The organism is Pseudoduganella violacea (assembly GCF_014191875.1).
GTDB lineage: Bacteria > Pseudomonadota > Gammaproteobacteria > Burkholderiales > Burkholderiaceae_D > Rugamonas > Rugamonas violacea_A.
The window spans coordinates 82,186-108,776 of record NZ_JACHXD010000018.1 but is presented as its reverse complement, the minus strand read 5'-3'; the positions used below and the strand labels follow the sequence as shown (position 1 = coordinate 108,776).

The 26,591-nt window shown below is 61.7% G+C and carries 29 protein-coding genes and 5 tRNA genes; 3 read left to right on the top strand and 31 right to left on the bottom strand.

Annotated elements, in window-relative coordinates:
- Nucleotides 1–33: 33 nt before the first annotated feature.
- Nucleotides 34–1,161 (bottom strand): serine hydrolase domain-containing protein, encoded by a 1,128-nt coding sequence (locus FHS03_RS23720; RefSeq protein ID WP_183443376.1) that lies wholly within the window; start codon nucleotides 1,159–1,161, stop codon nucleotides 34–36.
- Between the two features lie 302 nt (nucleotides 1,162–1,463).
- On the opposite strand from FHS03_RS23720, the gene FHS03_RS23715 reads away from it, so the two are divergent.
- Nucleotides 1,464–1,976: a nuclear transport factor 2 family protein gene (locus FHS03_RS23715; protein WP_183443375.1), complete on the top strand. Its 513-nt coding sequence runs from the start codon at nucleotides 1,464–1,466 to the stop codon at nucleotides 1,974–1,976.
- Nucleotides 1,977–2,151: 175 nt separating this feature from the next.
- On the opposite strand, the gene FHS03_RS23710 is transcribed toward FHS03_RS23715, so the two are convergent.
- The 28 genes from FHS03_RS23710 to FHS03_RS23575 form a co-directional block, all read right to left on the bottom strand.
- Nucleotides 2,152–2,225, bottom strand: a tRNA-Cys gene (locus FHS03_RS23710).
- A gap of 46 nt (nucleotides 2,226–2,271) precedes the next feature.
- A tRNA-Gly gene (locus FHS03_RS23705) sits at nucleotides 2,272–2,347 on the bottom strand.
- Between the two features lie 24 nt (nucleotides 2,348–2,371).
- Nucleotides 2,372–2,447, bottom strand: a tRNA-Gly gene (locus tag FHS03_RS23700).
- A 56-nt stretch (nucleotides 2,448–2,503) separates the two neighbouring features.
- A tRNA-Gly gene (locus FHS03_RS23695) sits at nucleotides 2,504–2,579 on the bottom strand.
- A gap of 71 nt (nucleotides 2,580–2,650) precedes the next feature.
- Nucleotides 2,651–2,726 (bottom strand) — tRNA-Gly (locus FHS03_RS23690).
- An 84-nt stretch (nucleotides 2,727–2,810) separates the two neighbouring features.
- Entirely contained in the window at nucleotides 2,811–3,401 is a 591-nt protein-coding gene (gene pgsA / locus FHS03_RS23685) for a CDP-diacylglycerol--glycerol-3-phosphate 3-phosphatidyltransferase (protein ID WP_050407156.1), read from the bottom strand.
- Between the two features lie 83 nt (nucleotides 3,402–3,484).
- Nucleotides 3,485–5,338, bottom strand: a complete 1,854-nt coding sequence (gene uvrC, locus FHS03_RS23680; protein ID WP_183443374.1) for an excinuclease ABC subunit UvrC — start codon at nucleotides 5,336–5,338, stop codon at nucleotides 3,485–3,487.
- Nucleotides 5,335–5,730 (bottom strand): holo-ACP synthase, encoded by a 396-nt coding sequence (acpS, locus tag FHS03_RS23675; protein ID WP_183443373.1) that lies wholly within the window; start codon nucleotides 5,728–5,730, stop codon nucleotides 5,335–5,337. Before acpS ends, uvrC begins: the two co-directional genes overlap by 4 nt.
- Nucleotides 5,727–6,485 carry a pyridoxine 5'-phosphate synthase gene (gene pdxJ / locus FHS03_RS23670; protein WP_183443372.1) on the bottom strand — a complete coding sequence of 253 codons (759 nt, stop codon included), beginning with the start codon at nucleotides 6,483–6,485 and terminating at the stop codon, nucleotides 5,727–5,729. Before pdxJ ends, acpS begins: the two co-directional genes overlap by 4 nt.
- Nucleotides 6,486–6,495: 10 nt before the next feature.
- Nucleotides 6,496–7,338 carry a DNA repair protein RecO gene (gene recO / locus FHS03_RS23665; RefSeq protein WP_229426374.1) on the bottom strand — a complete coding sequence of 281 codons (843 nt, stop codon included), beginning with the start codon at nucleotides 7,336–7,338 and terminating at the stop codon, nucleotides 6,496–6,498.
- Between the two features lie 4 nt (nucleotides 7,339–7,342).
- Complete coding sequence (era, locus tag FHS03_RS23660) at nucleotides 7,343–8,245, bottom strand: GTPase Era (protein WP_183443371.1); 903 nt, start codon at nucleotides 8,243–8,245, stop codon at nucleotides 7,343–7,345.
- 15 nt (nucleotides 8,246–8,260) lie between these two features.
- Nucleotides 8,261–9,076 (bottom strand): ribonuclease III, encoded by an 816-nt coding sequence (rnc, locus tag FHS03_RS23655; RefSeq protein WP_183443370.1) that lies wholly within the window; start codon nucleotides 9,074–9,076, stop codon nucleotides 8,261–8,263.
- A 30-nt stretch (nucleotides 9,077–9,106) separates the two neighbouring features.
- Nucleotides 9,107–9,499 carry a DUF4845 domain-containing protein gene (locus FHS03_RS23650; RefSeq protein ID WP_183443369.1) on the bottom strand — a complete coding sequence of 131 codons (393 nt, stop codon included), beginning with the start codon at nucleotides 9,497–9,499 and terminating at the stop codon, nucleotides 9,107–9,109.
- Nucleotides 9,500–9,511: 12 nt separating this feature from the next.
- Nucleotides 9,512–10,441, bottom strand: a complete 930-nt coding sequence (gene lepB, locus FHS03_RS23645; protein ID WP_183443368.1) for a signal peptidase I — start codon at nucleotides 10,439–10,441, stop codon at nucleotides 9,512–9,514.
- Complete coding sequence (gene lepA, locus FHS03_RS23640) at nucleotides 10,438–12,231, bottom strand: translation elongation factor 4 (RefSeq protein WP_183443367.1); 1,794 nt, start codon at nucleotides 12,229–12,231, stop codon at nucleotides 10,438–10,440. The genes lepB and lepA overlap by 4 nt, the downstream gene beginning before the upstream one ends.
- A gap of 224 nt (nucleotides 12,232–12,455) precedes the next feature.
- Nucleotides 12,456–12,698 (bottom strand): glutaredoxin family protein, encoded by a 243-nt coding sequence (locus FHS03_RS23635; protein ID WP_183443366.1) that lies wholly within the window; start codon nucleotides 12,696–12,698, stop codon nucleotides 12,456–12,458.
- A 67-nt stretch (nucleotides 12,699–12,765) separates the two neighbouring features.
- On the bottom strand, nucleotides 12,766–14,244 hold the full coding sequence (locus tag FHS03_RS23630) for a DegQ family serine endoprotease (RefSeq protein WP_183443365.1): 1,479 nt from the start codon (nucleotides 14,242–14,244) through the stop codon (nucleotides 12,766–12,768).
- A gap of 148 nt (nucleotides 14,245–14,392) precedes the next feature.
- Complete coding sequence (locus FHS03_RS23625; protein ID WP_183443364.1) at nucleotides 14,393–14,683, bottom strand: sigma-E factor negative regulatory protein; 291 nt, start codon at nucleotides 14,681–14,683, stop codon at nucleotides 14,393–14,395.
- A 56-nt stretch (nucleotides 14,684–14,739) separates the two neighbouring features.
- Nucleotides 14,740–15,339, bottom strand: a complete 600-nt coding sequence (rpoE, locus tag FHS03_RS23620; protein ID WP_183443380.1) for an RNA polymerase sigma factor RpoE — start codon at nucleotides 15,337–15,339, stop codon at nucleotides 14,740–14,742.
- A 99-nt stretch (nucleotides 15,340–15,438) separates the two neighbouring features.
- The gene (locus tag FHS03_RS23615; RefSeq protein WP_183443363.1) at nucleotides 15,439–15,840 is read right to left on the bottom strand and encodes a protein YgfX; all 402 of its coding nucleotides are present in this window, start codon (nucleotides 15,838–15,840) and stop codon (nucleotides 15,439–15,441) included.
- A 141-nt stretch (nucleotides 15,841–15,981) separates the two neighbouring features.
- Complete coding sequence (gene fabF / locus FHS03_RS23610) at nucleotides 15,982–17,226, bottom strand: beta-ketoacyl-ACP synthase II (protein ID WP_183443362.1); 1,245 nt, start codon at nucleotides 17,224–17,226, stop codon at nucleotides 15,982–15,984.
- A gap of 31 nt (nucleotides 17,227–17,257) precedes the next feature.
- Entirely contained in the window at nucleotides 17,258–17,497 is a 240-nt protein-coding gene (acpP, locus tag FHS03_RS23605; protein ID WP_028104092.1) for an acyl carrier protein, read from the bottom strand.
- A gap of 146 nt (nucleotides 17,498–17,643) precedes the next feature.
- Nucleotides 17,644–18,390 carry a 3-oxoacyl-ACP reductase FabG gene (fabG, locus tag FHS03_RS23600; RefSeq protein ID WP_183443361.1) on the bottom strand — a complete coding sequence of 249 codons (747 nt, stop codon included), beginning with the start codon at nucleotides 18,388–18,390 and terminating at the stop codon, nucleotides 17,644–17,646.
- A 17-nt stretch (nucleotides 18,391–18,407) separates the two neighbouring features.
- Nucleotides 18,408–19,349 (bottom strand): ACP S-malonyltransferase, encoded by a 942-nt coding sequence (gene fabD, locus FHS03_RS23595; protein ID WP_183443360.1) that lies wholly within the window; start codon nucleotides 19,347–19,349, stop codon nucleotides 18,408–18,410.
- Between the two features lie 181 nt (nucleotides 19,350–19,530).
- Nucleotides 19,531–20,517, bottom strand: coding sequence for a beta-ketoacyl-ACP synthase III (locus tag FHS03_RS23590; RefSeq protein WP_183443359.1), 987 nt, complete (start codon nucleotides 20,515–20,517; stop codon nucleotides 19,531–19,533).
- 6 nt (nucleotides 20,518–20,523) lie between these two features.
- Nucleotides 20,524–21,591, bottom strand: a complete 1,068-nt coding sequence (gene plsX, locus FHS03_RS23585) for a phosphate acyltransferase PlsX (protein ID WP_183443358.1) — start codon at nucleotides 21,589–21,591, stop codon at nucleotides 20,524–20,526.
- A gap of 155 nt (nucleotides 21,592–21,746) precedes the next feature.
- Nucleotides 21,747–21,929: a 50S ribosomal protein L32 gene (gene rpmF / locus FHS03_RS23580; RefSeq protein ID WP_028104096.1), complete on the bottom strand. Its 183-nt coding sequence runs from the start codon at nucleotides 21,927–21,929 to the stop codon at nucleotides 21,747–21,749.
- A gap of 198 nt (nucleotides 21,930–22,127) precedes the next feature.
- Nucleotides 22,128–22,622 carry a YceD family protein gene (locus tag FHS03_RS23575; protein ID WP_183443357.1) on the bottom strand — a complete coding sequence of 165 codons (495 nt, stop codon included), beginning with the start codon at nucleotides 22,620–22,622 and terminating at the stop codon, nucleotides 22,128–22,130.
- 154 nt (nucleotides 22,623–22,776) lie between these two features.
- Here FHS03_RS23575 and FHS03_RS23570 point away from each other — a divergent pair, with 154 nt between their 5' ends.
- Entirely contained in the window at nucleotides 22,777–23,382 is a 606-nt protein-coding gene (locus tag FHS03_RS23570) for a Maf-like protein (protein WP_183443356.1), read from the top strand.
- Between the two features lie 5 nt (nucleotides 23,383–23,387).
- The gene (locus tag FHS03_RS23565) at nucleotides 23,388–24,125 is read left to right on the top strand and encodes an SAM-dependent methyltransferase (RefSeq protein ID WP_183443355.1); all 738 of its coding nucleotides are present in this window, start codon (nucleotides 23,388–23,390) and stop codon (nucleotides 24,123–24,125) included.
- A 17-nt stretch (nucleotides 24,126–24,142) separates the two neighbouring features.
- On the opposite strand, the gene FHS03_RS23560 is transcribed toward FHS03_RS23565, so the two are convergent.
- Together FHS03_RS23560 and FHS03_RS23555 are read right to left on the bottom strand one after the other, a co-directional pair.
- The gene (locus FHS03_RS23560; protein WP_183443354.1) at nucleotides 24,143–25,417 is read right to left on the bottom strand and encodes an EAL and HDOD domain-containing protein; all 1,275 of its coding nucleotides are present in this window, start codon (nucleotides 25,415–25,417) and stop codon (nucleotides 24,143–24,145) included.
- 83 nt (nucleotides 25,418–25,500) lie between these two features.
- Nucleotides 25,501–26,421: a 23S rRNA (adenine(2030)-N(6))-methyltransferase RlmJ gene (locus FHS03_RS23555; protein WP_176345623.1), complete on the bottom strand. Its 921-nt coding sequence runs from the start codon at nucleotides 26,419–26,421 to the stop codon at nucleotides 25,501–25,503.
- Between the last annotated feature and the right edge of the window lie 170 nt (nucleotides 26,422–26,591).

Below are 26,591 nucleotides of genomic sequence, written 5' to 3'. Positions count from 1 at the left end.
ATCAAATGTTTTACGTTTTCTTGTCGTCATGCTTTAACTCCTCAGATAGTGGATTTTCCACCTATTGAGGTGTCCGGGCAAATTAGACCACGGCATACTGCCACCTCCATTGGTCAGCACGACAATGGCCATGTCATCGTTCGGAAAGATGGTGTTTTGCGAGCGAAAACCAGATACCTCGCCACCGTGGTCCCAACGTAAACGTCCCTCGGGCGTCATTCGCACGAACAGGCCAAGACCATAATTGGTGCCGGTTCCCCCGCTTAGCAAATTTTCCGTCGCAATCGCTTTGCGGGATGTGCTGTTAAGAAGAGCGCCGTGCATCAAGGCGATATCCCACCGCGCCAGATCGGTTGCCGTCATCGCCAGGTTGCCGGCTGCCCATACCCAATATTTTCCCTCCGGCCGAGCCGGGCGCGGTGGGCCGAATGCCGTAACTTCATAACCTTGCGTCTCGCTCTCGTCCCAGTGCGTCACGCTTGTATCGACTGCCGACCGCATGTCCAGCTTTTCTGTGATGCGGCTGCGTATAAAAGCGTCGAGCGGCATTCCACTCGCTATTTCGATAATGCGGCCGGCAATCGCATAGCCGGTGTTGCTGTATTCCCACCTCGAACCAGGCTCGAAGCTGAGCGGCTTTTTCCCCCAGTTGGCAAGGATCGCATCGACGGTCGTCGCCTTCTCCATGAATGGCGCCAGATAATCGAGCGGGTAATAATCCAGATAGCCAGCCGTGTGCGCAAGCAATTGTCGTACAGAGATTTCATTTGCCTTTGTTAAGTCGGGCAAAAAACGGCCGATTTTGTCATCGAGCGATAACTTGCCGTCTTCAACCAGCAGCAATACCGCTGCCGCCACAAATTGTTTGGTGTTCGATCCGATCTTATAACGCATCTGCGGCGTCGCCTTCAGCTCCCGGTCCAAGCGTGCAATGCCGTACGCTTGCGCATAGGCCAATTTGCCGCCTTTAACGATGGCAATCGATACGCTCGGAACCGATTTGTCTTCCAAGGACTTCATGACGATTGCGTCAATTGCCCGCGTGGTCTCAGGTGCAAGCTGGGCGTAAGCAGCCAAGGGCAGCGTGGCGGTAAGTGCAAGAGTACAAACGATGATGGCGGCGCTTTTGTCGGTACGCGTGTGATTTTCGTTATATTTCATTGAAAGATGATTGGCTATGAGCATTGTGTGCAAACAGTGTAATCTTCCGCAATGATGGGAGCGAAGCAAAGCGATGAGCGGTGATAATCGCGCGATGGAATGCCAAAAATGCGGATTCTTCGCCTGTTCATTCTTGGGATGGAGGCAGCCCGGTACGAACTCCAACCCAGCGGACGTTTCTTCATCTAGCCTCCATGTGTAAAAATACCATGAAGACTAACCAGCCGCCTGGCTATAAGGCTCCGATCAGGTCAATACTTCCTGTAAGAACCTTGGGTCCATTTACTTCATATCGAGTCAATATGCGCAAATCCATAAAATCCTTCGTTACTGCTATCTATCTCGTCACTTTCGCTGCCATGTCGCCTGTTATGGCCACAGACCAAAATACCGACTGGGAAGCACAGGTCAGAAAAGCTGACGATGCCTACTGGCACGACTTTAATTTCTCACATTCCACTGCATTGAAGGCCTATCTCACCAGCGATGTCGAGTTCTATCATGATCTTGGCGGCTCAATAATAGGGTATGAAGCATTGGCCAAAGTCAACGCCGGAATGGATGACGCCAAGAACCGAGGTCGCCGTATGGTTGTTCCTGAAACTCTCCGCATACTTCCAATGCGCAAGGGAAAAGACATTTATGGCGCCCTAGTCATGGGGGAGCATGATTTCTTTAGTACTGAGTCGGGAAAAGTGGTGAAGAGAACATTGAGGGCTTCTTTCACGCACCTCATGTTGCTCCAGGACGGTGCTTGGAAAATAGCGCGTATATATAGTTATGAGCACAAACCGGTAACTGATACGGATAAGTAAGCTTAAATCGGAAGAGATCGGATTGGTTAGGTTCATCGACGTAGACGGCCAAACCTGGCCGTCGCTGGGTAGCAACGCTACCCAAACGGGGTAGCAGCCAGCGATATCGAGGAGTTTTGAACGCAAAAAATCCGGGAATTTCCCGGCTTTTCGCAAGCTAAGTGCTTGATTTGTTTGGAGGCGAGGGCCGGAATCGAACCGGCGTAGACGGCTTTGCAGGCCGCTGCATAACCATTTTGCTACCCCGCCATAGGGCTTGAAGAACAACGCTACAGCGGCGTCCATTCTCGAATTCTGGAGCGGGAGAAGAGTCTCGAACTCTCGACCTCAACCTTGGCAAGGTTGCGCTCTACCAACTGAGCTACTCCCGCATTGGAGTCTTACTATTTTTCACTTGGAGCGGGAGAAGAGTCTCGAACTCTCGACCTCAACCTTGGCAAGGTTGCGCTCTACCAACTGAGCTACTCCCGCTTGGAGCGATGTTACAACTACTTCTGCCATTTACTTCTACTGCTGCGCCTCTGAACTGGAGCGGGAGAAGAGTCTCGAACTCTCGACCTCAACCTTGGCAAGGTTGCGCTCTACCAACTGAGCTACTCCCGCATTTCAGGGAAACGCATTATCGCAGAAACATTCTTAATATTCCAGCGATTGTTATCGATTTCGACGTTTTTTGGAGCGGGAGAAGAGTCTCGAACTCTCGACCTCAACCTTGGCAAGGTTGCGCTCTACCAACTGAGCTACTCCCGCATTTGCTTTTTACAGCGCGTCGTCATCAACAACAGGCCAGCATTATAGACGATCTACAGAACTGGTCAAGGGCAACATTTCAAATTAATTCAAGTTTCCCGCTTTTTCCTTGATCAGAGGCCATGCCTTGCGCAGGTAGTACAACATCGACCACACCGTCAGCACGCTGGCCAGCCACAGCAGCTTCTCGCCCCAGTAGCGGGTATCGATGGCGCCCAGCAGCACGTCGTTGTACAGCAAGGCCGGAATGGCCGTCATCTGCGCCGCCGTCTTGATCTTGCCGATCGAGCTGACCGCCACCGATTTCGACGCGCCGATCTGGGCCATCCATTCGCGCAGCGCGGAAATGGCGATTTCGCGGCCGATGATGATGAAGGCGAACAGCGGGTGGCAGCGGCCGCCGTCCAGATGCACCAGCACCAGCAAGGCGCCAGCCACCATCAGCTTGTCGGCCACGGGGTCGAGGAAGGCGCCGAAGGCCGAGGTTTGATTCCAGCGCCGGGCCAGAAAACCGTCGAACCAGTCGGTGATGGCGGCGACGATGAAGATCAGGGTCGCGGCCAGATTGCGGTCATGTGGCTGCAGCCAGCCGTCGGGAAGGTAGAACACGCCTACGACCAGGGGAATCAGCGCCACGCGCAACCAAGTCAGCAGGATCGGAATATTGAAAGGCATAAGGCAGCGGCTTGTAAGAATTATGTGTTAACGCGCCGCTAGTTTATAACGGCGCCGCTGCTAATACCAGCCGACACAGCTTCTTAATGCAGCTGTTTGTAGATTTCTTCGGCCAAAGTGCTGGAAATGCCGTCAACCGACATCAGGTCTTCCACGCTGGCGTTGACAACGCCGCGCAAGCCGCCAAAGCGGGCCAGCAGTTTCTGCCGCCTTTTCACGCCAATTCCCTCGATTTCCTCCAGGCGCGAGGTCTGGCGCGTCTTGGCGCGCTTGGCGCGCATGCCGGTGATGGCGAAGCGGTGGGCTTCGTCGCGGATCATGGCCACCAGCATCAGGGCGGCCGATTCCTTGCCCAGCTCCTGCGCCGGACGGCCGTCGACGAACATCAGGGTTTCCAGGCCGACCCGCCTGCCCTCGCCTTTCGCCACGCCCACGATCAGGCTCAGGTCCAGGCCCAGTTCTTCGAAGACCTGGCGCGCCATCTCGATCTGGCCCTTGCCGCCGTCGATCAGCACCACGTCCGGCATCACGCCGTCGCCGCCCGCCACCTTCTCGTAGCGGCGCATCAGCACCTGGCGCATGGCGGCGTAGTCGTCGCCGGGCGTGATGTCGTTGATGTTGTAGCGGCGGTATTCGCCGTTCTGCATCTGGTGGTGGTGGAAGACCACGCAGGAAGCCTGGGTCGCCTCGCCCTGCGTGTGGCTGATGTCGAAGCATTCCACGCGCAGGGTTTCGATATCCTCGCATTCGAGGCCCAGCGCTTCCACCAGGGCGCGCGTGCGCGACTGCTGCGAGCCTTGCTCGGACAGCAGGCGCGCCAGCGAAATCTCGGCGCCCTTCTGCGCCAGTTCCAGCCATTGGCGGCGCTGGCCCTGGGGCTGGAAGATCAGGTGGATGCGGTGGCCGCACTGCTCCTGCAGCGCCAGCAGCAGTTCCGGCTGGTCGAATTCGATGTTCAGGATCAGGGTGCCGGGGATGTATTTTTCCGTGTAGTGCTGGACCAGGAAGGCGGCCAGCACTTCGACTTCGATGGACTGTTCGGCCATCACCTCAGCGTCGATCAGGTGCGAGGGGAAGTAGGCGCGGTCGCCCAGATGGCGGCCGCCGCGCACCATGGCCAGGTTGACGCAGGCGCGTCCGCCCTGCACCACCACGGCCAGGATGTCGACATCGGCATCGCCCGTGGTTTCCATGCTTTGCTGGTGCAGCACTTTCGCCAGCGACTGAATCTGATTGCGCACCGCCGCCGCCTGCTCGAATTTAAGCTCGCCGGCATAGGCGTGCATCTTCTGCTCCAGCTCTTCCATCACCTCGGTCTGGCGGCCGCGCAGGAAGCGCGCGGCGTTGTTCACGTCGACGCGGTAATCCTCGGCGCTGATGGCGCCCACGCAGGGCGCGCTGCAGCGGCCGATCTGGTGCAGCAGGCAGGGACGCGTGCGGTTCATGTACACGCTGTCCTCGCAGGTGCGCAGCAGGAAGACCTTCTGCAGGATCTGCATCGATTCCTTCACCGCCCAGGCGCTGGGGAATGGACCGAAGTACTGGTTCTTCTTGTCCACCGCGCCGCGGTAGTAGACCATGCGCGGAATCGCGTCCCCGCTCAGCTTCAGATAGGGATAGGACTTATCGTCGCGGAACAGGATGTTGAAGCGCGGCTGCAGCGTCTTGATCAGATTGTTTTCCAGGATCAGCGCTTCGGCCTCGCTGTGCGTGACGGTGGTTTCCAGGCGCGCGATGCGCTCCACCATCATCGCGATGCGCGGGCTGGAAAGGTTCTTCTGGAAGTAGCTGGAGACGCGCTTTTTCAGGTCGCGCGCCTTGCCCACATAAAGCACCTTGTCTTCCGCGTCGAAATAGCGGTAGACGCCGGGCAGATTGGGTAATTTCGCGACCGTCGCCAGCACCTGCTCGCGCGGATCGATCATCTCTTCGCTCATGCTGTCTGTTCCACGATCACGAATGCGACCGCATAGTCATCTTCATCGCTGATGCTGAGCTGGGCGCGCAAGCCCTTCTCGCGCATGAAATCGGCCAGCGCCCCGCCGCAGACGATGGTGGGCTTGCCGTTTTCCTCGTTCAGCATCTGCGCCGCCGGCAGCAGCATGGGCGGACGCACGCCGGTGCCGATGGCCTTCGCAAACGCTTCCTTGGCGGCGAAGCGCGTCGCCAGGTAGCGCAAGGCGCGCTTGGGATGCTGGGCGCCGCGCTCGCGGTAAATCGCCAACTCGTCCGGCCCCAATACCTTGGCCGCAAAACGCTCGCCGTGGCGCGCCAGCGCCTCCTCGATGCGGGCGATCTTGCAGATATCGGTGCCGACGCCGTAAATCATTTTGCGCCCAGGCGGGTCGCGACCATGATGGCCTTCATTTCGCGCACGGCGTTTTCCCAGCCGGCGAAGATGGAATGGGCAACGATGGCGTGGCCGATATTCAGCTCGGCGATATCGGGGATGGCGGCAATCGCCTGCACATTGGTGTAATGCAGGCCGTGGCCGGCGTTCACCTTCAGGCCATGCTGCACGCCCCAGCGTACGCCAGCCTTGACGCGTTCCAGCTCGGCGATCTGGGCCGCGCCTTCGGCATCGGCATAAGCGCCGGTGTGCAGCTCGATCACCGGCGCGCCGACGGCGGCGGCGGCGGCGATCTGCGCTTCGTCGGCATCGATGAAGAGGCTGACTCGGATGCCTTCGGCTTGCAGCTGCTTGACGGCCGCTTCCACTTCCTTGTGGTAGCGCACCACATCCAGGCCGCCTTCGGTGGTCACTTCGGTGCGTTTTTCCGGCACCAGGCAGACGTCGGCCGGCTTCACGCGGCAGGCGAAATCGATCATTTCCTGGGTCACGGCCGCTTCCAGATTCATGCGCGTGGCCAGCTGCGGCGCCAGCGCCAGCACGTCGGCGTCCTTGATGTGGCGGCGGTCTTCGCGCAGGTGCAGGGTGATGCAGTCGGCGCCGGCCTGCTCGGCCAACAGCGCGGCGCGGATCGGATCGGGATAGACGGTGCCGCGCGCATTGCGCAGGGTGGCGACGTGGTCGATGTTCACGCCCAGGTCGATAACGGGTCCAACGGGGTTCAGAAAGCTCATAGTCGTGTTTTTATAACTGCATCAGGTCGATCAGAATCTGGCGCGTGTTCAGGGGCGCGCCGCCTAAATGGTGGGCCAGCAGAAAGCGCATCAGCTGCTTGCTCTGGGCCTGGGTTTGCGCGTCCGCGTAATCCTCGTTCTCCATGTCGAGCAGGGTCTTGCCGGCCACGCGCGGCGCCGTGTCGGCGGCGCGCTCGGGACGCGGGCCGCGTTCCGGGTCCACCACATACTGTACATCGGATTGCACGCGCTCGCGCGTGACCGTGCAGCGCGTCAGGTCGGCGCCCACGCCCGTCTCCCTAAGTAGGGCTCTTTCGAATTTTCGCAAGACGATGGGAGGCGGCTCGTTGTGGGCCAATTGGTTGAGCGTGGCGACGTAATGGTCGAACAGGGCGGGATGGGCGTCGTCGCGCGCCAGCAGCTTGACCAGCAGCTCGTTGAGGTAGAAGCCGCACAGCAGCGCGGTGCGCTCCAGCGGCAGCATGCCGCCCACCCATTCGGCGTCGGTCAGGGTGCGCAGCTCGTTCTTGCCGCTCCAGCTGGCCGACAGCGGCTGGAAGGTTTGCAGCACACCGCGCAGCTGCGAATGCGGCCGCTTGGCGCCCTTGGCGATCAGCGCCACGCGGCCGAAGTCGCGCGTCAGCAGATCGACGATCAGGCTGGTTTCCTTGTAGGGATAGCTATGCAGCACAAAGGCCGGCTGCCCCGCCACCTTGGTGCCGATGGTGCGCGGCGGCGCCGGCTTGCGGCGCGGCGGCGGTACGCTGCTGTCCGCCCCAACAGCCGAGCCCGTGTCCACCTTGGTGCCTGGCACCAAGGTGGACACGGGCTCGGCTGTGGCGCTGCGGGTCATGCGTTTATTCGTAGCCGTAGGCGCGCAGGCCGGCTTCGTTGTCGGCCCAGCCGGATTTGACCTTGACCCAGATTTCCAGGTAGACGGGGCCGCCGAACAGTTTTTCCATGTCGAGGCGGGCCTGGGTGGAAACCTCTTTCAGGCGCGCCCCCTTGTTACCGATGATCATGGATTTGTGGCCGTCGCGCTCGACCAGGATGGCGGCGAAGACGCGGCGCAGATTGCCTTCCTGCTCGAATTTCTCGATCAGCACGGTACTGGTGTAAGGCAGTTCGTCGCCGACGAAACGGAACAGTTTTTCGCGCACGATTTCCGAGGCGAGGAATTTCTCGCTGCGGTCGGTGATGTCGTCTTCGCCGAAGATGGGGTCATTTTCGGGCAGGAAGCGCTTGATCTCGTTCTGCAGGCCGTCGAGCTGGAAGCGCAGCTTGGCCGACACCGGCACCACGGCCGCGAAATCGAACTTGGACGCCACCTGCTGGGCGAACGGCAGCAGCACGGCCTTGTCCTTGCAGCGGTCGGATTTGTTGATGACCAGGATCACCGGCACATTCTTCGGCAAGAGGTCGATCACTTGCTGGTCGGCCGGGCCGAAGGTGCCCGCTTCCACCAGGTACAGGATGACGTCCGAGGAGTCGAGCGTATTGGTGACGGTCTTGTTCAGCGTTTTGTTGAGCGCGTTCGCGTGGCGCGTCTGGAAACCTGGCGTGTCGACGTAGATGAACTGGGCGTCTGGCACGGTCTGGATGCCGGTGATGCGGTGGCGCGTGGTCTGCGCCTTGCGCGAGGTGATGCTGACCTTGGCCCCGATCAGGGTGTTCATCAGCGTCGATTTGCCCACATTGGGACGGCCGACAATGGCGATATAGCCGCAGCGGAAGCCGGCTGGAGTTGGTGCGCTAGTCATGGGATTACCTGTGTTTTACTGTTTGGCGTGCTTGCCTTCGCCGGCGGCGGCGCGGACCGGCTTCTCGGCCGGGGTCTCGCTTTGCACGGTGGCGATACCGGCCAGCTTGAGCTGGGCCGCGCGCGGCTTGGTCTTGCGGGCCGCGGCCGGCGCTTTCTGCAAAGCCTGTTCGGCCGCTTCCAGCGCCAGCTTGGCGGCGGCTTGTTCGCCGGCGCGCCGGCTGCCGCCGCGGCCATAGACCTGGACGCCCAGCTTGGGCACCAGGCATTCGATTTCGAATTCCTGGCTGTGCGCGGCGCCATGGGTGGCGACCACGTTGTACAGCGGCAGGGAGATTTTTTTACCTTGCAGGAATTCCTGCAGCAGGGTCTTGGCATCCTTGCCCAGGGTCTGGGGATCGACCGTGTCGAGGATGGGAATGTAGAAGGCGCGGATCACGCGCGCCGCGCTGTCGAAGCCGGCATCGAGGAAGATGGCGCCCAGCAGCGCTTCCAGCGTGTCGGCCAGGATCGAGGGACGGCGGAAGCCGCCCGATTTCAGTTCGCCCTCGCCCAGGCGCAGGAATTGCGACAGCTCCAGCTTTTGCGCGATCTCGTACAGCGATTGCTGCTTGACGAGGTTGGCGCGCAGGCGCGACAGGTCGCCCTCGTCGATGGTGTTGTAGCGCTCGTACAGAATCGAGGCCACCACGCAGTTGAGGATGGAGTCGCCCAGGAATTCCAGCCGCTCGTTATGCAAACTGCTATGGCTACGGTGCGTCAGTGCCTGCTGTAACAGCCCGGCATCCTGGAACGTGTGGCCTAAACGGGTTTGCAATAACTGATGATTCATTGGCTTTGGTGCTTTGTCGTATTGGTCTGCTTATTGCCCGGGCTTGCCGCTCTTGGGCGCCCCGCCCTTGGCGGTGCTGCCCTCGTATTCCAGCAAGATGCTGGCCGGCCCGAACAGGGGAATCTTTTTCTCGTAAGCGAAGCTGACCTGCATTTCGCCGTCTTCGCGGCTGATGATCAAGTCGCGCCCGCTGATCGAACTGATGTAATTCACTTCGGCGCTCTTGTCGAAGGAATTCTGGATTTCCTTGACGGTCGAACCGGCGCCCTTGGCTTTGACGATGGCGGACGACACGGCGCGGTATTCCGCGTAGGTCGGCACGATCTTCATGCCCAGGATGCCGAGGAAGCCGAGGATGGCCAGGACCAGGATCAGGCCAATCAGTGTGATGCCACGCTGCTTGTTGAACCCTGTCGCCGCCATCTCGCCTCCCGTTTAGTGGATGCTGCCTATGCGCTTGGGATTGCCCAGATTCATCCAGACAAAGAACGCCTTGCCCACGATATTCTTGTCCGGCACAAAGCCCCAGTAACGGCTGTCGGCGCTATTGTCGCGGTTATCGCCCATCATGAAATAATTGCCTTCAGGAACCACGCAAGTAAAGCCTTCATAGCGGTAGGTGCAGGCATCGCTGTGCGGGAATTCGCGGACATCGCCCAGATTGATGTTGGCGGCGCGCTCGTCGTTCAGGATGCGGTGGTCCACCCCACTCAGGTTTTCCTTGAATTGTTTCTTATAGACAAGTCTTTCATTGTTTTCATCGTCCAGGTAATCGTCGAGCGCGGTGTACTCGATGGCCTTGCCGTTGACGGTCAAACGTTTGTTCTCATACGTAATCTTATCACCGGGCACGCCGATCACCCGTTTGATGTAATCCTGGCTCATATCCTTGGGATATTTGAACACCATCACGTCGCCGCGCTGGGGATCGTTGAGCTGCACCACTTTCTGGTTCAGGATCGGCAGGCGGATGCCGTAGGTGAACTTGTTCACCAGGATCAGGTCGCCCACCAGCAGGGTCGGCACCATCGACGAGGATGGGATCTTGAATGGCTCGTACAGGAAGGAGCGCAGGCAAAACACCAGGGCAATCACCGGGAAGAAGCTGCCCGAATACTCGACCCAGGTCGGCTGGCGCAGCAGGTCCGCTTCGATCTTGGCGCGCTTGGCCGGGCTGCCGTCGCCCACGATGCCGTTGGACGTCTGGCGCGCCAGGTGCGCGTCGTACTCGGCCAGGGCGCGGTCGGCCGCGGCGCGGCGCTGCTTGGCCAGGTAGAACACATCGAGGAACCAGATCACGCCCGTGACCACCATCAGCACGAACAGGATTAAAGCGAAATTGCCCAGGATGGTTTGCAGGTTCATTTATCTTCCACTTGTAGGATTGCCAGGAAGGCTTCTTGCGGAATCTCCACCGAGCCGACCTGCTTCATACGCTTCTTACCGGCCTTCTGCTTCTCCAGCAGTTTCTTCTTACGGCTGATGTCGCCGCCATAGCACTTGGCCAGCACGTTCTTGCGCATCGCCTTGACGTTTTCGCGCGAGATGATGTTGGACCCAATCGCGGCCTGGATCGCCACGTCGAACATCTGGCGCGGGATCAGCTCGCGCATCTTGGCCGCCACGGCACGGCCGCGGTAAGGCGCGTTGGCGCGGTGCACGATGATGGCCAGCGCGTCGACCTTCTCGCTGTTGATCAGCATATCGACTTTCACCACGTCGGCCGCGCGGTATTCCTTGAACTCGTAGTCCATCGAGGCGTAGCCGCGCGAGGTCGACTTCAGCTTGTCGAAGAAGTCCAGCACGATCTCGGCCATCGGCATCTCGTACACCAGCTTGACCTGGCGGCCGTGGTAGCTCATGTCCATCTGGATGCCGCGCTTGGCGATGCACAGGGTGATCACCGAGCCCACATATTCCTGCGGCATGTACAGGTTGACGTTGACGATCGGCTCGCGCACTTCGGTGATGCGCGACGGGTCGGGCATGCGCGAAGGATTGTCCACGTTCATGACCGTGCCGTCGCGCTGCTCGACCTCGTACACCACGGTCGGCGCGGTGGTGATCAGGTCCATATCGAATTCGCGCTCCAGGCGCTCCTGCACGATTTCCATGTGCAGCAGGCCAAGGAAGCCGCAGCGGAAGCCGAAGCCCAGCGCCTGCGACACTTCCGGCTCGAACATCAGGGCGGCGTCGTTCAGCTTGAGCTTTTCCAGCGAGTCGCGCAGGGCGTCGTACTGGTTGGCCTCGACCGGGAACAGGCCGGCGAACACCTGCGGCTGCACTTCCTTGAAGCCAGGCAGCGGCGCCACGGCCGGCTTGGCGATGGAGGTGATGGTGTCGCCCACGCGGGCCACTTTCAGCTCCTTGATGCCGGCGATGACGAAGCCCACCTGGCCGGCGCTCAGCTGCGGCAGCGAGACCGAGCGCGGCGAGAAGACGCCGAGATCTTCCACCAGCTGGGTCGAGTCGGTCGCCATCAGGCGGATCTTTTCTTTCGGACGCATGGTGCCGTTCACCACGCGCACCAGCATCACCACGCCGACATAGGCGTCATACCAGGAGTCGATGATCAGGGCTTGCAGCGGCGCTTCGGGATCGCCCTTGGGCGGGGCCACCTTGGCGATGATCGATTCCAGCACGTCCTCCACGCCCAGGCCGGTCTTGGCCGAGCATTGCACGGCGTCGCCGGCCTCGATGCCGATCACGTCTTCGATTTCGGCGATGGCGGTGGGCGGATCGGCGTTCGGCAAGTCGATCTTGTTCAGCACCGGCACCACTTCCACGCCCAGGTCGAGCGCGGTGTAGCAGTTGGCCACGGTCTGCGCTTCCACGCCTTGCGAGGCGTCAACCACCAGCAGCGCGCCTTCGCAGGCCGACAGCGAGCGGCTGACCTCATAGGAGAAGTCGACGTGGCCCGGGGTGTCGATCAGGTTCAGGTTATAGATCTGGCCGTCGCGCGCCTTGTATTTCAGCGCTGCCGTCTGGGCCTTGATGGTAATGCCGCGCTCGCGCTCCAGATCCATGGAATCGAGCACCTGAGCTTCCATCTCGCGGTCCGAAAGGCCGCCACACAGCTGGATGATGCGGTCTGCCAGCGTGGACTTGCCATGGTCGATGTGGGCGATGATGGAAAAATTGCGTATGTTGTTCATTAAATTCAAAACGTATTGGGACGACAGCTATACAAAAAAAGCGCTCCAGGCCGGGCGAGGATGCCCTGCCGAACGCCTTTTGGAAACCGAATCTGAGTCTAAGCCACCCATTTTACCGGATTTCAGAGGGGAAATCCGGATTTCTGACGCAGCGCAGCGACAAAAATGCTTTTTAGCCAATAATTTACGCCGCAGCATGCCCGCAAGGCGGCCGGCGCGGCGCCTCAAGCGGTCAGAATGGCCCGCACTTTTGCTTCGTCGAGGAAGTAATGGCAGATTTCCGGCTGGTCGAGCGCACCGAACAGCACCGGCACCAGCTCGTCGAAACGGGCCACCAGGGCCTCGTCGGCATCGACGTCGATCACCTCGACGGTAAACGGTCGTTGCGGGGTTTGCAGGGCATTCAAGGCGTCCAGCATATCCTGGCACAGGTGGCAATAACTGCGGGAGTAGAGAGTAAAGTGCATGGCCGCCATGATAGCAGGCGGCCATGCGCTGCGGCGAGGGCGCCGGTCGGCGCCCCGCCTCCCGCGCTTACTTGGCGCTCGGACGCAGCGACACGAACTGCGCGGTATCGCCGCGGCGCACCAGCACCACGCTGGCCTTTTTCGGATCGAGCTTGGCGACGGCGGCGTTGAACTGCTTGGCGTCGACGATTTCCGCATTGTTCAGCTGCAGCAGGATATCGCCTTCGCGCAGGCCGGCGCGGGCCGCCACGCCTTCGGCGCCGTCGACCACCACGCCGCCGTTCACGCCCAGCTCGCGCTTCTGCGCGGCCGTCAGGTCGCTGACCTTGAAGCCCAGGGCGTTGGCCGGGGTGTCGGCCGGCGCCTTGCTGCGCTCGCCACCCTTGGCCGTTTTCTCGCCCTGCTGCTCTTCCACCACCACCGGCAGATCGACGGCGGCGCCCTTGCGCCAGACCGTGATGATGGCCTTGCTGCCGATGGCCGAACCGCCCACCAGGCGCGGCAGGTCGGAGGAACGGGCGATGTCGGCGCCGTTGAACTTGAGGATGATGTCGCCGGCCTTCAAGCCCGCCTTGTCGGCCGGGCCGCCCGGCATGACCTGGGCCACTTCGGCGCCGCGCGTGCCGCTCTTCAAGCCCAGCGATTCGGCCACTTCCTTGTTCAACTCGCTGATCTGCACGCCAATGCGGCCGCGTGTCACCTTGCCGGTTTTCTTGAGCTGATCGGCCACGCGCATGGCTTCGTCGATCGGCACGGCAAAGGAAATGCCGTTATAGCCGCCCGACAGGGTAGCGATCTGCGAGTTGATGCCGATCACCTCGCCGCGCATATTGATCAGCGGACCGCCCGAGTTGCCGGGATTGACGGCCACATCGCTCTGGATCAGCGGCAGGTATTCGCCGGTGTCGCGCGCCTTGGCCGAAATGATGCCCGAGGTCACGGTGTTTTCCAGATTGAACGGGGAGCCGATGGCGATCACCCATTCGCCGACGCGGATCTTGTTGGAGTCGCCGATGGTCAGGCTGGGCAGCTTGGCGCCATCGATCTTGAGCACGGCGACGTCGGTGCTGGCGTCGGCGCCCAGCACCTTGGCCTTGAATTCGCGCTTGTCGGTCATGGTCACGTAGACCTCGTCGGCGCCGTCGACCACGTGGGCATTGGTCAGCACATAGCCATCCTGGGAAATGATGAAGCCGGAACCGACGCCGCGCTGCACCTCCTCTTCCTGCGGCGCCGAGCGGCCGCGGCGCGGAGCCTGGCCGCCGCGCGGGGCGGGCGCCGCACCGCCGAAGAAGCGGCGCAGGAAGTCCTGCATTTCCTCTTCGCCCGGCGCGCCTTGGCGGATGCGCATGCGCTCGGTGGTGCGGATATTCACCACGGCCGGGCCGACCTTGTCGACCAGCTCGGTGAAATCGGGCAGGCCCGCCACCGCCGGCGCGGCCATGGCCGGGGCCAGTCCCGCCACGGCGGGGGCAAACAATACACCGGCGCCCAGGACCAGCGCCGACAGCGTTTTACTACCAGTAGAGAAGGTGGTTTTTTTCATGGGAGTGTTCGTGTTTTGTATTGGATCACAGGGCTTGGCAACGTTGGCAAAGCTTCCACATGGTAAGCGAAAACCTGCGTTGCCGCATGCACAAGATGTTGCAGGAAGTAAGAATTTCAAGAGGCGGGCGGCCGCGCTTCAGCAAGGCTTAAGGGATGGTGGCGGCGGGCGTGGCGCCATCGTCTTCGAAAGGCGGCGCGCTCCCGACTTCGGCGGCCACGGCCCGCCGCAGGCGCAGGCGCGCGGCCAGGGCGGCGCCGGCGCCCTCCTCCCGGTCGGCGGCGGCGCGCAACTGGTCGCCGATCAGGTGGTAGGCATGCCAGGCGGCGCGGCCCTCGTCGCCGGTCAGGGCGGCCAAGGCCAGCTCGCGGTCGGCGTCGGCCAGCTCGCCGTCCATCAGCGCCGAAATATGCTCCAGCAATTGCGTCGATTTCTTCATGGCCGGCCACCGTCTTCCTTATCCGCAAGCGGACCCTTCCTTACAGTCTCATCCCCTCACCACCGCCTGTCAACCGGCTTGTCCAGCAAAGGCTGCAGCCGCGCCGCGATCGCCTCGCGCGCGCGGAAGATGCGGCTGCGCACGGTGCCGATGGGGCAAGCCATGATCTCGGAGATTTCCTCATAGCTCAGCCCCTCGATCTCGCGCAGCACGATGGCCGTGCGCAACTCCAGCGGCAAGGCATCCATGGCCTCGTTCACGGTGGCGGCGATCTGCTTGCTGGCGAGCATGGACTCGGGGGTATTAATGTCGCGCAAATGCTCGCCCTCGCCATTCTCGGCCGACAGCAGCGCCGCCTCGTTCGCCAGCGGCGCGCGCCGCCCCTGGCTTAGCAGGAAATTCTTCGCCGTGTTGATGCCGATCCGGTACAACCAGGTGTAAAACGCGGAATCGCCGCGGAAATGGCGCAAGCCGCGGTAGGCCTTGATGAAGGCTTCCTGCACCACGTCCTCGGCCTCGTTCTGGTCGCGCAGGATGCGCGAGATCAGGCGCATCAGGCGGCGCTGATGGCGGGCGACAAGCATATCGAACGCCTGCCTGTCGCCAGCCTGAACCCGCTCGACCAGCAACTGATCGCACTCCCGTTCCGTCGTCACGCCCTCGTCCTCGATGGCCGGCAAGCCTTGGCGCTCCTATGCTATAGAGCCCAGGCGCCGCGAATTGGTTCGCAGATCCCGTTTCTTTTTTCGGCGCCCTCAGGCCGCCAGGGCACGCAAGGCCAGGGCCAGCGCGCGCCACTCGGTCGGCGCCACGCTGTCCGGCAGCAGCACCAGGCAGCGCCGCCGCCGCGCCCCGTCCTCCAGCCACAACAGCATCACGGCAGGCCAGAGCAGCGTGCCCGGCAGCAGCCGCAGCGGCGGCCCGGACGCGCCGCCTATCCCCTGGTATACCGTCAGCCGCAACTGCCCGACAGCGGAAATATCAATGCGCCATACCTTGACTTCGCGCGCTTGCCAGCCCAGCCCCGCGCAGGCGAGACAAAGCAGCATGGGGCGTTCCAGCAACAGGCCGGCCGCCAGCGCGGCGACGCACATGGCCGCTTGCAGCATGCGCAAGACGGGCGACGGCCGCACGATGGCCGTAGTGGCAATCGACATGGCAATTCCGCAAAACAGTGAGTGGGGTACAAGGAGCGCCGGCCAGGCTGCCGGGCTTTAAGCGGCGCCAGCAGGACGCTGGCGCCGTTTCAGCGCTCACTCCGGTTCGACCGGGGCGAGGCGCTTTGGTTCACGCTTTTTTCAAACTTTACCGAACAGCAGGCTGCCGTTGGTGCCGCCGAAGCCGAAGGAGTTCTTCAGCGCGTAGTCGATCTTCATGTCGCGCGCCACATTGGCGCAGAAATCCAGATCGCAGGCGGGGTCCTGGTTGAACAGATTGATGGTCGGCGGCGCCACCTGGTGGTGGATGGCCAGCACCGTGAACACCGCTTCCAGGCCACCGGCGCCGCCCAGCAAGTGGCCGGTCATCGATTTGGTGGAGCTGATCACGAGGTTCTTGGCGTAGTCGCCGAAGGTGCGCTTGATGCCCACCACTTCGGCCATATCGCCCAGCGGGGTCGACGTGCCGTGCGCGTTGACATAGTGCACCTGGTCCGGATTGACGCCGGCGTTTTTCAGCGCGTTGAGCGCCGATTTGCTGCCGCCGCTGCCGTCTTCCAGTGGGGAAGTCATGTGGTAAGCGTCGGCGCTCATGCCGAAACCGTGCAGCTCCGCGTAAATCGTGGCGCCGCGCGCTTTCGCATGTTCGTATTCTTCCAGCACCATGACGCCGGCGCCTTCGCCCAGCACGAAGCCGTCGCGGTCCTTGTCCCATGGACGGGAGGCGGTGGCCGGATCGTCGTTGCGGGAGGACAGGGCGCGGGCCGAGGCGAAACCGCCCAGACCCAGTGGCGACACGGTCGATTCCGCGCCGCCGGCAACCATGATGTCGGCGTCGCCGTATTCGATCAGGCGGGCCGCCGCGCCGATGCAGTGCAGGCCGGTGGTGCAGGCCGTCACGATGGCGAGGTTGGGGCCGCGCATGCCGTACTTGATCGACAGGTCGCCGGAAATCATATTGATAATCGAGGCCGGCACGAAGAAAGGCGAGATACGGCGCGGGCCGCGCTTGTCGTAATCTTCCTTGGTTTCTTCGATCATCGGCAGGCCGCCGATGCCGGAACCGATGATCACGCCGATGCGATCGGCGTTCTCTTCGGTGACGACCAGACCGGAATCCTGGATCGCCTGGATGCCTGCCGCCATGCCGTAGTGGATAAAGGTATCCATGTGGCGGGCTTCCTTGGCGGGGATGTAATCCTCGACATTGAAGCCTTTGACTTCACCTGCGAAGTGAGTCGAGAACGGCGATGCATCAAACTTGGTGATGTTAGCGATCCCGGACTTCCCCTCGGTGATTGCGCTCCACGCGTCGGCAATAGAATTGCCGACCGGGGATACGCAGCCGAGGCCGGTAACCACTACACGACGGTTTTTGGAACTCAAGCGATTCTCCTGGAGTCGATCGGGGTGTTGCTTAGGCCTTCACGTGCGCGGTAGCGTAGTCGATAGCTTGCTGCACGGTGGTGATTTTTTCAGCCTGTTCGTCCGGGATTTCCATTTCGAACTCGTCTTCCAGTGCCATTACCAGCTCAACGGTGTCGAGGGAATCGGCGCCCAGATCGTCAACGAAGGACGATTCGTTTTTGATGTCTGCTTCAGCGACGCCCAGTTGCTCAGCGACGATTTTCTTAACGCGTTGTTCGATATCCGACATGTTATGGCTCCATTATGTGTGTTACGGAAAGCGCGCATTTTATCAGGTTTGCGCGCCGAAAAACTAATTTCGGCTTGCGATGCTATTTCCACCGAAATTACTGCTAAAAGATAGGAACGTGCGGCGAAAACACCGCTCGGACCCCATCAATTCATATACATGCCGCCGTTCACGTGCAGGGTGGTGCCCGTGATGTAAGCGGCTTGCGGCGAGGCCAGGAAGGCCACGGCGGCGGCGATGTCTTCCGGCTTGCCCAGACGGCCCAGCGGGATCTGGGTCAGCAGGGCGGCGTGCTGCTCTTCGCCCAGGACCTTGGTCATATCGGTATCGATAAAGCCCGGGGCGATGCTGTTGACGGTGATATTGCGGCTGCCGATCTCGCGCGCCAGCGCGCGGCCCATGCCTTCCACGCCGGCCTTGGCCGCCGCGTAATTCATCTGGCCCGGATTACCGGACGAGGCCACCACCGAAGTGATGTTAATAATACGCCCGGTTTTGGCTTTCATCATCCCGCGCAGCACGGCGCGCGACAGGCGGCCCACGGCGCTCAGGTTGGTGGCGATCACGCTGTCCCACTCTTCATCCTTCATGCGCATGGCCAGCTGGTCCTGGGTGATGCCGGCATTATTGACCAGGATGCCGACGGCGCCCCAGCTCTTGCCGATTTCATCGATGACGGCGGCGCAGCGCGCCGGGTCGGTCACATTCAGCACCATGCCCTGGCCCGCTTCGGCGCCGATCTCGGCCAGGTAGGCGGTGATGGCTTGCGCGCCGGCTTCGGTGGTGGCGGTGCCGATCACGCGCGCGCCCTGCTTGGCCAGCTCTTGCGCGATAGCCTTGCCGATGCCGCGCGATGCGCCCGTTACCAGCGCGATTTGATTGGACAGATTCATTCGGTCTCCTCGATTGATTATTTGAGTGCGGCCAGCAGGCGCTCCAGCGACGCCTGGTCGGTGATGGCATCGCCCACGAGCGTGGCGTCGATGCGCTTGGTCAAGCCCATCAGCACCTTGCCCGGGCCGCATTCGATCACGTTGACGATGCCGTCGGCCGCGACCTGCTGCATGGTTTCCACCCAGCGCACGGGGCTGGCGGCCTGGCGCACCAGGGCGTCCTTGATGCTGGCCGGGTCGTTGAGCACGGTCACATCGACGTTATTGATCAGCGCGATCTGCGGCGCGTTGAAATGGATGCCGGCCATGTACTCGCGCAGGCGGTCCGAAGCCGGCTTCAGCAGCGAGGAATGGAAAGGCGCCGACACCGGCAGCTTCATGGCGCGCTTGGCACCCTTGGCCTTGGCGATGTCGCAAGCGCGCTCGACGGCGCCGGTATGGCCGGCGATCACCACTTGCGCCGGCGCGTTGAAGTTGACCGGTTCCACCACTTGCGCGGCATCGGCGGCGGCCGCTTCGGCGCAGGCGGCGCGCACCTCATCGTCGCTCAAACCGAGCACGACGGCCATGCCGCCCTGCCCGACCGGCACCGCTTCCTGCATGGCCTGGGCGCGGAAGCGCACCAGCGGCACGGCATCCTTGAAGGCGATCACGCCCGCGGCCACCAGGGCCGAATACTCGCCCAGGCTGTGGCCCGCGACCACGCTGGGCACGGCGCCGCCAGCGGCGATCCAGGCGCGGTAGACGGCGACGGCGGCCGTCAGCATCACGGGCTGGGTATTGGTGGTCAGGTCCAGCTCTTCTTTCGGGCCTTCGGCCATCAGCTTGCCGAGGTCGAACTGCAGGGCATCCGATGCTTCCGCGATGGTCTGCGCCACCACCGGATTGCCGGCAAAGCCTGCCATCATGGCGACGGCTTGCGAACCCTGGCCGGGGAATACAAATGCAAATTTACTCATCTACTGTCTCGTTATATTGAAAAAGCTACCGCGGCATTCTAGGGGAAGGCGACAGGCCCGCCCTTGGCCTTTTCCGGTTTGCCTCTAGAGCACTAATTCTAAAAAGGCGTTAATTTTACACGCTAAAACTATATTAACCATTACATTTCGGCCAACTTCAGCATGTGATTCATTCGCATATTTACATGCGCGCCAGCACGGCGCCCCAGGTAAAGCCGCCGCCCACGCCTTCCATCATCACCACATCGCCCGGCTTGATGCGGCCATCGCGCACGGCGGTATCGAGCGCCAGCGGAATCGAGGCGGCCGAGGTATTGCCATGCTGGTCGACGGTGACCACCATTTTTTCCAGCGGCAAGCCGAGCTTTTTCGCGGTGCCGTTCATGATGCGGATATTGGCCTGGTGCGGAATCAGCCAATCGATCTGCTCGGACGTCATGCCGGCGTGCGCCAGCGCTTCGTGCGCCACCTTCTCCAGCACGGTCACGGCCAGCTTGAAGACGGCCTGGCCATCCATATACAGGAAGGCGCTGCCGGCCAGGGCGCCATTGCTGACATGGCCGGACACGCTCAGGATGTCGGCATGGCGGCCGTCGGCATGCAGCTTGGTGGCCAGCACGCCCGGTTCCTGCGAGGCGCTCATGACCACGGCGCCGGCGCCGTCGCCGAACAGCACGCAGGTGGTGCGGTCTTCGAAATTCAGGATGCGCGAGAACACTTCGGCGCCGATCACCAGCACATGCTTGTGCGCGCCCGACTTGATGAAGCTGTCGGCCGTGGACATGGCGTAGACGAAGCCGCTGCACACGGCTTGCACGTCGACCGCCGCGCTGGTGTTGGTCATGCCCAGCTTGCGCTGCACGATGCAGGCGGTGCTGGGGAAGCTGCCGAAGAAGTCCGGGGTCGAGCTGGCGACGATGATCAGGTCGATGTCGTCGGGCTGCAGCTGGGCCATGTCGAGGGCGCGGCGCGCGGCCAGCACGGCCAGGTCGGAGGCGTTCTGCTCCGGCTCGGCAAAGTGGCGCGCCGAGATGCCGCTGCGCGACACGATCCACTCGTCCGACGTCTCGATCCCCTTGGCGGCCAGCTGCTCGGCCAGCTCCTGGTTGCTGACACGCTTTTCAGGCAGATAACTGCCGGTGCCGATGATTTTGCTGTACAAGGTCATTCCGTCTCATCCAGTTATAGTTGCGGTCGGTTCTTGTGCCACTTCCGGTTCGCGCGGCATCAGTTCGGCAATCATCGTCGACAGATGTTCCTGCACGTCGTTTTTCGCCGCGTGATACGCGCGCCGCAGTGCCCATTCAAAGGCATCCGCTTCCGCCCCGCCATGGCTCTTCAGCACCAGGCCGCGCAAGCCGAGCAGGCTGGCGCCGTTGTAGCGCGAGGGATTGATGCGATTGCTGATGCGGCGCAGCGCGCTGCGCGCGATCAGCGCACCCAGCATGGTGAGCGGGTTGCGCTTGAATTCCGAGGTCAGCACGCCTTTCAGGAAGCGCGCCAAGCCTTCGATGGCTTTCAGCGTGACATTGCCGACGAAGCCGTCGCACACCACGATGTCGGTGGTGCCCTTGAAGATATCATTACCTTCCACATTGCCGTAGAAGTTCAGCGCGCCGCGCTCATGGTCGGCCTGCAGCAGCTTGGCGGTCAGCTTGACCACCTCGTTGCCCTTGATGTCTTCGGTGCCGACGTTGAGCAGGCCGATGGTGGGACGTTCGATGCCTTCCATGGCTTGCACCAGCACCGACCCCATGATGGCGAACTGGTGCAGGTGGTGCGGTTCGCAGTCCACATTGGCGCCCAGGTCCAGCATATAGGTCGGACCATCCTTCTGGTTCGGCAGGATGCTGCAGATGGCGGGACGGTCGACGCCGGCCATGGTCTTCAGCACATAGCGCGAGACGGCCATCAGGGCGGCGGTATTGCCGGCGGAGACGCAGGCGTGGCTGCGGCCTTCCTTGACTTGTTCGATGGCCACGCGCATCGAGGAATCCTTCTTGCGGCGCAAGGCGACCTCGAGCGGGTCATCCATCGTGACCTGCTCGGAAGCGTGAAGGATGAACAGGCGTGGCTGGGATTCGGCGTGGTGCTTTTTCAATTCCGCGCGGATGACGTCTTCCAGGCCGACCAGGATCAGCTCAGCGTCAGGTTCACGGTTAATGAAGGAGATTGCTGCGGGAATGGTGACCGACGGGCCGTGGTCTCCGCCCATGCAGTCGATGGATATTTTGATTGTCATTGCGGGGCAAAAGGCGTTCCTGAGATGGTGTCAGCGCCTGCGTATTTCAGAATGACGGTTTGCAAAGCTGTTTGCAGCCGGGGAAAAAGAAAAAGCGGCGCCACGTCAGTCACCTGCGTTGCACCGCTTTTGGCTAGGCCGAACAAAAACGTCGATTACTCGTCGTTTTTGGTTTTCAGCACTTTGCGACCACGATAGAAGCCGTTAGGGCTGATGTGGTGACGCAGGTGGGTTTCGCCCGTGGTTGGCTCGACTGCCAGGTTAGGGGCAACCAGGAAATCGTGCGAACGGTGCATACCGCGCTTCGAAGGGGACTTCTTGTTCTGTTGAACTGCCATGATGACTCCTAATACTAAAGTTCTAAGATTTTAACACATTCGACCGGCATTACTAACATGCGAATCGAGTATCCCTGCGGCCGGACAGGCCGACATCGTCAACTGCTTTTACTACCTCTACTACACAATGCCAATACTCGATTACTACACGCGTTTTGACACGTTCTTCACTTACTGCTTATTCGTTCTAACTGAGCTTTATTTCTTCAGGCTCTGCAAGCCTGCAAAGGGGGACGGCTTCTCGCTGCGCGCTTTTTCCAGCAGCGCGGCGTCGGGACACTGTTCGTGCTTCGGCGCTTGCGGCAAAGCCAGCAGCGCCTCGTCTTCCATCAGGTCCATCAGCTTCATATCACGGGTGCCTACCACCACGTCGATCGACTCGTCGCCGATGATTTCTTCGATCTCGTCGGCGTGCGCATCGTCTTTACCGAACATCAGCAACGTCGAGGAATCGATTGCATGGCCAAACGGAGTCAGGCAGCGCTGGCAATTCAATTGCACCGTGCCGCTCACGCTGAGCCGCATCTGCGGGAAACCCTGCTTGCTCGTGCTGCCTTCCGCCTTCCAGGTGATGGAACCGGAGTTGTCGGCGCATTCCTTGCTCAAGCGGGTCATTTCAGCCACGGGCGTCACGCCCTCACGCAAGCCGTTGGTCCGACAGAATTCAAAGGCGTCGATCACAAAAGCGTCCATGTACTAAAATTCCCTTGGAAAACCTGCGATAATAACAGGGTTTTCGCCGCCGCGTCAAAGACTTGCGCGATTTTTCGCGCGTTTGTGGGCCATTCATCCACGGCGCACAGAGCATATAACAATTCCCGCCCCGGAGCCAGAGAAAAATATTTCCATGAACTCAACAAGCAACGCCCCCGCCCTGATTCTTGCCTCCAGCTCAGCATACCGGCGCGAACTCTTGTCCCGGCTGCAAATACCGTTCACGGTGGACGTGCCCGACATCGATGAAAGCCCCCTGCCTGGCGAAAGTCCGTCAGCCACCGCCCTGCGCCTGGCGCGCGACAAGGCGGCCGCCGTCGCCGCGCGCCACCCGGGCGCGCTGGTGATCGGCTCCGACCAGGTCGCCACGCTCGACGAAGAACAGATCGGCAAGCCCGGCAACCACGCCAACGCCCTGGCCCAGCTGCAGAAAATGCGCGGCCGCGAAGTGGTCTTCCACACCGCGCTCTGCCTGTGGGATGGGCGCGACGGCAGCGCCCAGATCGAGGATATCCAGACCATCGTCCAATTCCGCGACCTGCCCGATGCCGAACTCGACGCCTATCTGCGCATCGAGCAGCCTTACGATTGCGCCGGCAGCGCGAAAAACGAGGCGCTCGGCATCGCCATCCTCGAACGCATCGATGCCAGCGACCCGACCGCCCTCACCGGCCTGCCGCTGATCGCCCTGACCGGCATGCTGCGCGCCGCCGGCGTTTCCTTCTTCCAGACCAAATAAACACCATGCCCGGCACTCTTTACCTGATTCCCAACACCCTGGGCGACACCGAAGCGCTCTCCCACGTCATTCCCGAGCATGTGCAAGCCCTGACGGCCAGCCTCGGCTACTTTGTCGCCGAAAACGCCAAGACGGCGCGCGCCTTCCTGAAACTGGTCAACACCCAGCATCCGCTGGCGCGCCCGCTGCAGGAAATCCGCATCGACGAATTGAATGTCAACACCCCGGCGCAAGCCCTGGCCGCCCTGCTGGAACCGCTGCAAGCGGGCCAGGACGCCGGCCTGTTGTCGGAAGCGGGCGTGCCGGCCGTGGCCGATCCCGGCGCCGACCTGGTGCGCCTGGCGCACCAGCACGGCATTCCCGTGCGCCCCCTGGTCGGCCCCTCCTCGCTGCTGCTGTCCGTCATGGCCAGCGGCCTGAACGGCCAGAGCTTCGCCTTCAACGGTTATCTGCCGACGGATGCGGCGGCGCGCGCCAAGCGCCTGAAAGAACTGGAAGCGCGTTCGCGCCAGGACAAGCAGACCCAGCTCTTCATCGAAACGCCCTACCGCAACGCCGCCATGCTGGACGCCCTGCTCGCCAGCTGCGCCGGCAACACCCTGATCTGCGTCGCTACCGACATCAGCCTGCCGTCGGAAAGCATCCGCACGCAAAGCAGCGCGCAATGGAAGGCCCAGCTCGCCGCCGGCAAGACGCCGGACTTCCACAAGAAGCCCACCGTCTTCCTGCTGCTGGCGCAATAAGGGAAAAGGCTGGCGGCCTACTGCACGCCATGGGTGTATTCGCTGACCCAGTCGCAGGCGGCCAGCTGGATGGCATAGAGTTCGGACGGCGCCAGTTCGAGCTGGTGCAGGATGCGCGTCAACTCCGGCCCTTCGGTGGCGCATTCGATCAGCTCGATCAGCGAGAGCATCTGGCCGTAATCGCCCTGACGGTGCAACAAGGCGTCGCGCACCTCGTCCAGCACGTTCACGCTTTGCAGGATTTCGCCCATGCGCACCGAGAACAGCGCATCCATCAGCGACATGATGCCGACCGTGAAGCCGATATCGGCGCCGATGCGCTGCTCGGGCCGCAGATGCTCCATCATCAGCTCCATGGTTTTGCCGCGCGTGGTCGCCATCTGCAGCAGCGGCGAATCGAATTCGGGCGCCTGCCCGGTCTTCACATACAGCAGGATCTGCAGCCAGCGCTGCAACTGGCGCCGCCCCAGCACGATCAGCGCGTGGCCGACCGAATTGATGCGAAAGCGCGCGCCCACGGCCGGCGTATTCACCAGGCGCAGCAGGTTCAGGGTAATCAGGGGATCGTGCTTGACGCTGCGCTCGATCTCGCGCTGGTCGGCGTCGGTATTGAGCAAATCCAGCAAATGCATGATGGCCAGCTGGGACGGGGCGATCTTCTTGCCGCTCAAGATCACGGGCCGCGCGAAATAATAGCCCTGGAAATATTCGAAGCCCAGGTCCATGCAGCGCTGGAACTCCTCCAGCGTTTCGACCTTCTCGGCCAGCAGCTTCTGGCGCGGATTGCGCAGCGAGCGCGCCAGCGCATCGAGCGCGCTGCCGCCGGTCTGGCGGATATCGATCTTGATCACGTCCATCAGCGGCTGCAAAAGCTGCAGGCCGGCCGATTCGGCCACCACATCGTCCAGCGCGAACTTGAAACCGGCCGCCTTCAGTTCCTGGATGCGGGCCAGCACCTCGGGCGTGGCTTCGACCGATTCCAGCACTTCGAGTATGACCTTGTCGGTCGGCAGAAAGCGGATAAAGTCGCTCATCAGAGCAACGGTATCGACATTCACGAAGGCCAGCTGGTCGCCCACCACCTGGCCCATGCCCAATTCCGAGGCGTGGGCGATGACCGAGGCCGTGGCGGACACGCCATCCAGCACATTGGCCTCGTTGCATTCGGCGTTACGAAACAGCAGTTCGTAGGCGACGAGACGCTGTTTGCGATTGAGGATAGGTTGACGAGCCAGGAAAAACTGATTCGCGTACGGCATGGGCACGGCGTCTTTTTCTAATGCGATTGTCATGAGCAGCCCCCACTGCTTGCCATCGTATATAGATCAGAATATACGCCTTAATTCAGCCGTGACAACAGTTTTTATAGCCGGCATCACGCCGAACGCGCACCGCCTTTGCGGGCTGTGGCCGCTTCGCCACTTTCCAGCGTAAATTTGGCGCCGGCATCGCGCCCCAGCACCTTCACCAGATAGGGCATGACCTGCTTCAGCATCGGTTCCAGCGTGTACGGCGGATTGACGATGAACATGCCGCTGGTGTGCAGGGCGATGCCATCCGGGCCGGGCGTGGACACGCACAGGGTGACGTTCAGCCAGCTGGCGGCCGGCAGATGCTTCATGCGCTCGGCGAAATTGCGCGCCTCGATGCGCTGCAGCAGCGGATACCAGACCGCGTACGTGCCGCCCGGGAAGCGTTTCAGCGCTTCATTGAGCATGTCCATCACCTTGCGGTAATCCTGCTTGTCCTCATACGGCGGGTCGCACAGCACCAGGGCGCGGCGCGACGGCGGCGGCAGCAGCGCCTTCAGGCCGACGAAGCCATCGGCGCGGTTGACGATCACGCGCTTGCCGCGCGTGGCCGGACGCTTGCCCTGGGCCGCCGCGTGCTGTTCGAGCTTGCGGAAATTCTCGTCCAAGAGCTTGGCATCGGCCGGATGCAGCTCGAACAGGCGCAGGCGGTCCTGCTCGCGCGCCACGATGTCGGCGCAGTAAGGCGAACCCGGGTAGTAGCGCATCTTGCCGCTCGGGTTCATGTCCTTGATGACCTGCACATACTCGGCCAGCGGCGCCGGCAAGTCGTCGCGCTCCCACAGCGGCGCGATGCCGGTTTCGAATTCGGCGGTCTTGGTGGCCTGGGCGCTGTCGAGGGCATACACGCCCGCGCCGGCATGGGTGTCGATATAGCTGTAAGCGACATCTTTCTGATTCAGGTATTTCAAGAGCTGGATCAGGACAAAGTGCTTCAAAACATCGGCGTGATTCCCGGCGTGGAAGGCGTGGCGGTAACTGAACATCGTGGTGATTCCTGTAAGTATGACCCCGCATTATCCCAGAGAACGCCCGGCGCGCCAAAAGCTGCGCGTCCCAGGCATGCAAAAAAGGCCGCAACGGGACGGCATCCCGTTGCGGCCAGCGCCTTGGAATCAGGCGAACTTCACGCAAAAACCAGGTTTTCCACCCGCGG